The sequence below is a fragment of the Streptomyces sp. UF-297 genome (assembly GCF_058245575.1).
Genome location: NZ_JBSIBZ010000168.1, coordinates 1 through 8,154, shown reverse-complemented (window position 1 = coordinate 8,154; position 8,154 = coordinate 1). Strand labels below are relative to the sequence as shown.

At 69.3% G+C, this 8,154-nt stretch carries 6 protein-coding genes and 2 pseudogenes; 3 read left to right on the top strand and 5 right to left on the bottom strand.

Features of this window, described 5'->3' with window-relative positions:
- Nucleotides 1-280: 280 nt before the first annotated feature.
- Nucleotides 281-490 (bottom strand): hypothetical protein, encoded by a 210-nt coding sequence (locus AC4IJH_RS42765; protein ID WP_490857449.1) that lies wholly within the window; start codon nt 488-490, stop codon nt 281-283.
- A 322-nt stretch (nt 491-812) separates the two neighbouring features.
- Between AC4IJH_RS42765 and AC4IJH_RS42760 the strand changes: the two are divergent.
- Nucleotides 813-1,331, top strand: a pseudogene (locus AC4IJH_RS42760) (transposase); the annotation flags it as partial.
- A gap of 757 nt (nt 1,332-2,088) precedes the next feature.
- Here AC4IJH_RS42760 and AC4IJH_RS42755 read toward each other — a convergent pair.
- From AC4IJH_RS42755 to AC4IJH_RS42745, 3 genes and pseudogenes are all read right to left on the bottom strand, one after another.
- Complete coding sequence (locus AC4IJH_RS42755; protein ID WP_490857448.1) at nt 2,089-2,796, bottom strand: Tn3 family transposase; 708 nt, start codon at nt 2,794-2,796, stop codon at nt 2,089-2,091.
- A gap of 73 nt (nt 2,797-2,869) precedes the next feature.
- Nucleotides 2,870-3,208: pseudogene (locus AC4IJH_RS42750) on the bottom strand (Tn3 family transposase); the annotation flags it as partial.
- 316 nt (nt 3,209-3,524) lie between these two features.
- Nucleotides 3,525-4,406 carry a hypothetical protein gene (locus AC4IJH_RS42745; RefSeq protein WP_490857447.1) on the bottom strand — a complete coding sequence of 294 codons (882 nt, stop codon included), beginning with the start codon at nt 4,404-4,406 and terminating at the stop codon, nt 3,525-3,527.
- A gap of 231 nt (nt 4,407-4,637) precedes the next feature.
- Here AC4IJH_RS42745 and AC4IJH_RS42740 point away from each other — a divergent pair, with 231 nt between their 5' ends.
- Complete coding sequence (locus AC4IJH_RS42740) at nt 4,638-5,462, top strand: L,D-transpeptidase family protein (RefSeq protein ID WP_490857446.1); 825 nt, start codon at nt 4,638-4,640, stop codon at nt 5,460-5,462.
- A 232-nt stretch (nt 5,463-5,694) separates the two neighbouring features.
- Here AC4IJH_RS42740 and AC4IJH_RS42735 read toward each other — a convergent pair whose 3' ends face one another.
- The gene (locus AC4IJH_RS42735) at nt 5,695-6,609 is read right to left on the bottom strand and encodes a hypothetical protein (protein ID WP_490857445.1); all 915 of its coding nucleotides are present in this window, start codon (nt 6,607-6,609) and stop codon (nt 5,695-5,697) included.
- Nucleotides 6,610-6,944: 335 nt separating this feature from the next.
- Here AC4IJH_RS42735 and AC4IJH_RS42730 point away from each other — a divergent pair.
- Nucleotides 6,945-8,154 (top strand): serine/threonine-protein kinase (locus tag AC4IJH_RS42730; protein ID WP_490857444.1); only part of this gene is annotated, 1,210 nt, incomplete at its 3' end.

Sequence of the window (8,154 nt, the reverse complement as noted above, 5' to 3'; positions counted from 1 at the left end):
GCTTAACGGCGGCGGCCTCCCCAACAGGAGGCCGCCGCTTCCTCGTACCGGACCGGCTCAGACCGGCTTCAATCCGGCCGTCCAGGCCAGGCTCCCCCAACGACGAACAGCGGCAAGCCGTCGTCCAACGCCAACGAAGGCGTTCAGAAGCCCGTTGCTGTGGTCGTCAACAACGTCGCGGCCTGTCCATGAAGCGGGCAAGTTGGCTTGCAGACGGCTTCTGCCCCACTGCGGCGTCGTGTTCGGGTGGCCGGCGTTGAGTTTGTTCTAAGGAACAAACTCAACGCCGAATGTTGATGGTCACCTGGCTACTGCCGAGGGTGCTCACCCCGCCGCCGATGACTCCTGCAGCGGTAGCCGCAGCAGAGTGGCCGGTCAGGGCCAGGACGACCACGGCGACGATGGACGTCAGCCCCGTCAGGATGGTCAACCAGCCAAGAAGGCCGGTGTGGGATGGGGCGCGGGCTGAGAACGAGGTCTGAGGAGTCACGACTTCCTCTTCTCCTTGCTGCGAGACGGGGTGGCGACCGACAGGGGGTCTGCCTCCCGGCGACTTTCCGCCGCCTGCCCTTACCCCCCCACACGATGCGGGATGGCGAGGGGACCCCGCAGACAGTCGACCTGTTTCTTTGTCTACAGATCAAGGCGAAGAGAAAACACGAAGCTCCTCTCACTCTATGGAGTAATCGCAGGGCACGTGGACGGCAATCCTCGCGATGTTGAACTCTTTTACTGTGTACGGGAGTTCAGCGGGGAGGTCATGTGGGGTAAGTGTGTTGCCGCAGATCGACGGGCGGTAGGCGCTCGCGGAACTGTCCCGCTTCCGGACGGCCTTCTACGGGTGCCTGTCCGCGCGGGCGGACGCGTTCTTCGAGCTGACCGACGCACTGTTGTGTGCGGACAGCCCGACACGGACTCCGGTCGAGCTGTCGCTGCTCGCAGAGCACCAGCGCGGTTACGGCTCGCTGTACGGCGCCCTGAACTATGGCCGGCTCGACACGAACGCCCTGCGTGACCTGCTGGCTTCTCTGCCGCTTCCGCGGTTCGAGGGGCGGATCGTTCTCACGGTGGACGTCTCGCCGTGGCCGTGCTCGGACGCCGCTTGCTCGCCGGATCGGCTGTTCTGCCTGATCCACGGCCGCAACGGCCGCTCATCGGACCACGTGGTGCCGGGCTGGCCGTACTCGTTCGTCGCCGCGCTCACCCCGGACCGCACCTCGTGGACGCAGGTCCTGGACGCGGTCCGGCTGGGGCCCGCCGACGACGCCGCAGCCGTCACCGCCGACCAGCTGCGGGCCGCGGTCGAGCGGCTGATCGCGGCCTGCCAGCGGTAGTGCGGCGACCGGAACATCCTGGTCGTGATGGACGCGGGCTACGACGTGATGATCCCTCCGGTGGGCGGCGGCCGAACACGACCCCCCCCCCCCCCCCCCCCCCCCCCCCGGGACACGTGCTCCCCGAACCGCACCGACCATGTAAGCGAGGACCCGATGGCGGAGGTCTCCGAAGGAAACCCGTGCCCCTTCCTGCGCGCCCTGGTGGCACACGGCTACCTGGCCGACGGCACCGAACCCCTACAAACAGTGAGCGACACCCTCGTACGAGTGGCCGCCGCCGGCGACGGCTCCCCCGCCCTGCCCGCCCCGGCGATGCGCCTGATCGCGCTGATCGCCAACGGACTGCGCCCCACCCAGCTGCTGCGCAACGCCCGCCACGGCCTCCAGCTGAACGCGCTGCGTGGCGGCCCCCTGGACAAACGCGGGTCGGGCTCCCGCATCCTCGACCGGCACGGCAACGTCAACCAGGCCGAACTCGACCGCCTGGACACCTTCGCCAGCGACAAGACCCGGCCCGACGGCGGCACCGAGCCCGGCCTCGACCAGGCTGAGATCACCCGCTACATGGACGCCAACTACCAGCGCGCCCAGGGCCACCGCCGGGCCATCGACCGCAAACTCATGGACTTCGAGTTCCCCGCCCTGCTCAAAGTGATCGGCCGCGACAGCCCCCACGGCCGCTACCTGCCCCTCAGCGACACACACCGCCTGTTCACCGAGCGGAAACTCCCCCGACGCATGCTCGACCGCCTCAACCCCCACTGCCCCCCGCCGTCCCCCACCCCCGGGTACCGACCGCGGCGGACCGCGCCGTCTGCGCTCCGTCGTCTTCCTCGTCCTCCGGGGTCGCGGCGTTCGGATCGCGCAGCGGGCGCAGAGCGCTGCCGGCCGGAGTGGAAGGGGTGAAGCTGTAACAGCCGAGCACGTTGAGGTTCTTGTGCTTGAGCGGGGACAGCCGCGCCACGTCCTCGTCCTTGGTCTCGTGGCCCTCGGCGTGCAGCTGGGCGACAGCGGCGTCGATGTAGCGGGTCGTCAACAGCACCACGGCATTCAGGACCAGGCCGAGGGAACCGAGCTGGCCCTCCATCCCGTCGCGGTACGCCTGGTGGATGGTGCCCTTCTTGCCGTGACAGATGTCGCGAGCCAGAGTGTGGCGGGACTCCTGAACGGACAGTTGCTTGCCCATCTGACGGCGGTAGGTGTCGTCGACCGGGTCGAGCATCTGCAGCAGGTGCAGGGTCTTGGCGATCCGCCCGTACTCGGCGAACGCCTGCCCCAGCGGGGGCCGTCCCTCGCGGCCGAACATCCGCAGCAGGTCGTAGGCGCACACCTGGTTGGTGACCAGGGAACCGGCGGCGCGGAGCGTGTCCTCCCAGTGCTGGATGACCTTGTTCAGGTTGACCTTGTTCCTCGCCAGGTCCTCCAGCGGCCCGTACCCGCCGGACTCGACGCCGTCCATCTGCGCCGTCCATCTGCGCGCGCCAAAACCGCTGGTCGTCCAGGTCCTTGAAGCGTGGGGAGAAGTTGTAGCCCAAGATCCGGAACAAGCCGAACACCATGTCGGAGTACGAGGCGTTGTCGGTGGCGACCATCTCCGCCTTCACTCCGCCGTCCAGGTTCAGCAGCATGTCGAGGATGTGCAGGGAGTCGCGTGGGGTGCCCGGGACTACCATCTGCCCGATGCCCGCGACCTGGTCGTTTACTGCGGTGAGCCAGGTGACGCCGCGCTTGAACCCGAAGTACTTGGCTGGGGGCGGTGCTGATGCTGCGGACCGGAACGACGAACCGCAGTCCGTCGACGGAGGCGAGCAGCCCGTTGCCCCAGTGCGCCACGATCGGCACCTAGGCGCTGAAGTTCCGCCCGTAACCATGCCTTCATGGTCAGATCAGGTGGGGAGGCCCTTGAGGGCCTCCCCACCGTGGGTGGTGATGTTGCCCTGCCGATAGCGGCTGTTAACGGGTGGGCATGCAGACGGCGTAGGTCCTGGGCGCAAGCGTATCCGTGCTGGTGTTGGCGAAGCTGGCTTCCCAGCTGTTGTTCGCGGCAGGTTTGTCCCGAGGAAAGCCCCTGCCGACGCTGTACGCAAACCCGACTGAGACCGGCGCTGAAGCGTATGGCGGCTGCCCGGCTGAAGCCCTGGGCAGCCGCGCCGAAGGGGTGCTTTCGATGAGAGAGCGTCAGTTGCTCTAGGACAGGCAGTACGCGTAGGGGGTGATCGGGAAAGTCGTCTTGTCCGGGTCCATCTGCTGGTACGAAACCTTCCAGGAGTTGTTGGCCACGTCGGCCCGGCTCCCCCAGAACCAGAAGTCGAGCAGCTTGCCCGCATTGGCTCGGACCCCGTGTTCGAACCCGCCGCCGACCACCACCGTGCCGGACGGGCACTGGGCGGTCAGGGTCACCTTGCCGTCCTTGTCTGCCGGGAGATTGCCGGAGGTGCCCTTCACCTCAACGACCTTCAGCGGCTTGATGGGGGCCGCGGCACCGGCCGGACCGGCGGGGCCTGTGTCTCCCTTGTCTCCCTTGTCTCCCTTGTCGCCCTTCGGGCCGGCGGGACCCGCGGCACCGGCCGGACCGTCCGGACCGGCGGGACCCCTGGCACCCGTGTCGCCCTTCGCTCCGGCGGGACCCGCGGCACCGGCGGGGCCTGTGTCGCCCTTGTCGCCCTTCGGGCCGGCGGGACCCGCGGCACCGGCGGGGCCGGTTTCACCCTTGGGTCCCACTGCCCCGTCCTTGCCTGCGGGGCCGGCCTCGCCCTTGGGGCCCTTCGGGCCTGTGTCGCCTTTGTCTCCCTTCGGGCCGCCGGGCGTGCCGGGGTCGCCCTTCTCGCCCTTGAACATCTTCTGGTACTTGGCGTAGCGCTTCTTCAGGAGCGCGTCCAGGTAGCGCTGAAGGTTCTGCTCCAGGCACTCCTCACAGTCCAAGCCGCTGGGGCCCGGACCGAGGGACAGGTTCCGAACCTGGTCGTCCGCGGGCGCGGGGGCCTGCGAAGCGGCGAACACGGAGGTGGGGGTGGCGGTGGCCAGCATCAGGCCGGCGACGCCCGCAAAGGCGAAGTTTCTGTTGCGCATGGCGTCACTCTCCGTTGATGATCCGCGCCCCTGGACTGCGCCGCGCCTCACCGTCGCCAAGTGGACCCGTTCAGCGGACAGTCCGACTGTCACTTATAGGGCATCTGAGAATGAGCCGGACGCACGGTGAAAGACCCTGTCGGCCGCACGCCAGGCAAACCGGAAAGCGCCGCGACCGGCACCGCATCCGACGGGACACGACTCGGGGGCAGCGACGACATGAGGCCGAGCTTGCGCATCGCACGAACGCGGACGGCTCATCGCGGTAGCGGACAGATCCGCAGCGGTCTCGTCATGTGCCTGCTGGCCGCCGCCGTGGCACTGTCACTTCTCGCGGTCGAGACCCCCGCACACGCCGACCGCCCGGCAAAGGTCACGGCCCCATCCAAACCGAAACCCCGCCAGGCACGACTGACCGTCCCGGACCGCGAGCAGTGGCCGCCCTACGAGAAGTCCGCGCGACCGCCGTTCTGCACCACCCAGACCGGGCCCTACCAAAAGCAGCTGGAGAGACATCTCCAGCTGCGCCCGGTCGACGGCCGACAGTCCGCGGCCGACTGCAAGGCCGTCCAGGCCTTCCAAAAGCGCCACGGCATCCGCTACGCACTCGGCTACGCGGGCAGGGTCACGTGGGGGACGGCGCGCCTCATCGACGCCCGAAGAAACCCCAACCCGGGCCGTCGCTGTCCCAGGACCGGCTACCGCCTCATCTGCGTCGACCTGAGCAGACAGCTCATGTGGGTCCAGCGCAAAGGCAAAGTGACACTTCAGGCCCGCCCGATCCGCTCCGGCGCCCGCGGCTACCGCACGCGCACCGGCTGGCACCGCATCCACCTGCGGCACCGCCACCACCGTTCGACGCTGTACGACAACGCGCCCATGCCCTACAGCCAGTTCTTCTCCGGCGGTCAGGCCTTCCACGGACACAGCGGCTCGATCTACCAGCCCCCCGGCTCCCACGGATGCATCAACCTGCGCCAGGCCGACGCCAAAGCGCTCTGGAACACGGTGAGTTACGGGACACGCGTCTACCTCTTCGGGCGCAAGGCCGACTAGGGGACCTTCGGCCCGTACCACATCACCGGGAACCACGTCCACAACCCCGTCGTGACGCTGTTCAACCAGCGTTATGAGCCCCCCAAGAAGAAGTAACCCCACGCCACACGGCGTAACGGCGGCGGCCTCCCCAACAGGAGGCCGCCGCTTCCTCGTACCGGACCGGCTCGGACCGGCTGCGATCCGGTCGTCCAGGCCGCGTGACGGCGTCTTCGCGAAGTTCTCAGATCCGCTATCGCCGGGTGATCGTCGTTTCCCGCATCAGCGCCTCCAGCTCTGCGTCCGACAGCGGGTGCAGGGTGTCCAGGAGACGGCGGAGCGCAGGTTCGTCCAGCATCGCGCTGGTGACCGAGGCCTCCGCGCTGCGGTGGCGACGGGTGAGGGTGATGACGGCGTTGCCGCCGGAGACATCACGCACCATCCGCATGTCGCCGTGTCCGTCCACCGTGCAGGTCACGTCCTTCCCCACGGATTCGGGGCACTGGGGTTTCGGCGTGTCCGGTGAATCCACATGGAGGGCCACGTATGCGTCCTGCCGAACGGAGTGGTACTCGACGCTGAAGGAAGTGGAGCCGAGTTCGGCACGGGCCGGTCGCATACCGGGCGGTGTAGCGATCACATACAGCAGTTCCGGATGCTCCCGGTACCCCGCGATCTCCTCTGCGTGCTCGCGCTGACGCGACTGCGCCGGACCGACGAAGCCCCCGTAGACCACCCCGGCCGCCAGCGCGGCCACCGCCCCCAGCCGCACCCACCAGCCCGGCACGAACAACGCCGCGGCCACCGCGTACGGCACCCCCGTCAGAACTATTCGGGTACTGGCGCTCCCCAGATCGACGCCTCCGTCATAGGCGGCCAGGCCGGCCAGGACGCCGAGCGTGCCGAGGATGAAGACCAGTACCGCCCAGCCGATCCGCTGCGGCAAGGTGCCGCACAGCGGCACCACGGTCCGCGCCGGTATGCCGGCCAAGGCCAGCAGGCCCACCGCCAGCAGCACGGACAGCACGAGCACCGGCACCGCCGCCCCGGCCCCACCGGCCCAGGCCCTCACCAACAGCACGAAGCCGAGCGTCGGCATCAGGGCTGCCATCGTCGCCCAGACCAGTAAGAGATGCAGGGCCGTCAGCGCCCCTCTGCCATTCGTCATAGCGCGGATCCTGTCAGCTCGCCGCTGTCCGGGGTTGACCACACCTCTTGAAGGCCGACCCGCCAACAGCTCGATCAGTGCTGGCCACCTGCCTCGCGCGCCCGGGTGCGACGCCGAAAACGGCCGGGGTTGGCGCGCCTCGCGCCGGTGAGAGCGGTGCACTGGTTTCAGCCGGTTTTCGTGGCCGGGCAGCAGCGTGGCCACGCCGAGCAGAAGAACCGCCCGGCCGTGCCCCGCGCAGGTGATCCGCGTTGTGGAGCAGCCCCTGGTCTGGCACCCGCGGCCCGGAGAGACGGCGGAGTCGGCCGGTCCGGGGCATGCCGTACGTTGGCCGGGTGATTTTCAGTGACGGGCAGCGGCTGATCGCCGAGCGGTACCTTCTGAGCGACCTGATAGGACGCGGCGGTATGGGTGCGGTCTGGCGTGCCACCGATCAGCTGTTGCAGCGCACCGTCGCGGTCAAGGAGTTGCTCCTGGGCGACGACGGTGAGGGGGCCCGGCGGGCGCTGCGGGAAGCCCGTACCATCGCCCGCGTCTCCCACCCGCACGTGATCGACATCTACGACCTGGTCGAGTACGAGGACCGGCTGTGGATCGTGATGGAGCTCGTGGACGGCCCGTCGCTCTCCCGTCACCTCGACTCCGTCGGCCCGCTGTCCCCCTCCAGGGCCGCCGAGATCGGTCTGCAGCTGCTCGACGCCCTCGGGGCGGTGCACGCGGCCGGCGCCCTGCACCGGGACGTGAAGCCAGCGAATGTGCTGGTGCGCGGTGACGGCAGCGTCGTACTGACCGACTTCGGCATCGCGGCCCTGGCCGACGGCGAGTCGCTGACCGGCACCGGCGAGCTGGTGGGCTCGCTCGACTACATCGCCCCCGAGCGGCTGCACGGCAAGCCGGCGGGTCCGCCCAGCGACCTGTTCTCGCTGGGCGCCACGCTGTGCGTACTGGTCTGCGGCCGCTCCCCGTTCGCGCGCCCGACACCCGCCGCCGTACTGCACGCCGTTGCCCACGACGAGCCCGAAGTCCCGGACCGCGCGGGCCCGTTGGGCACGCTCATCGAGGGGCTGCTGCACAAGGATCCGGCGAAACGTCCCTCCGCGGCCGACACCGCGTACGCCCTGCGCTCGGTCGGCGCCCCGGAGCCGGGAACGCTCCAGCAGACCCTGCGGGCACCGGCCCTCCCCCCACGGCCACGGCGCCGCCGGCTGCTCTGGGCCGCGGTGGCGCTGGCCGGACTGCTGCTCGTGGGCGGTGGCGCCACCGCGTTTCTGATGAACCGCCCGCCGCAACAGCACGCGGCGCCGGCCGAGACGCACGCGACGCAGGTGACGCCTGTTGACGCGGTGCTGCCGGCGCCGGACAGCCGGAACCGGTACTGGGTGTTCTCGGGCGGTGCGTACGCGCAGATCGAGATCGCGGACGGCCATCACACCGACAAGCAGGTCACGGCGCCGGGTTCGGTGAGCGACTGGTCGAGTCTGGCGGGGTTCTCCCGCATCGACGCGGTCATGCCCTCGCCCGACAACCGGAACCAGTACTGGGTCT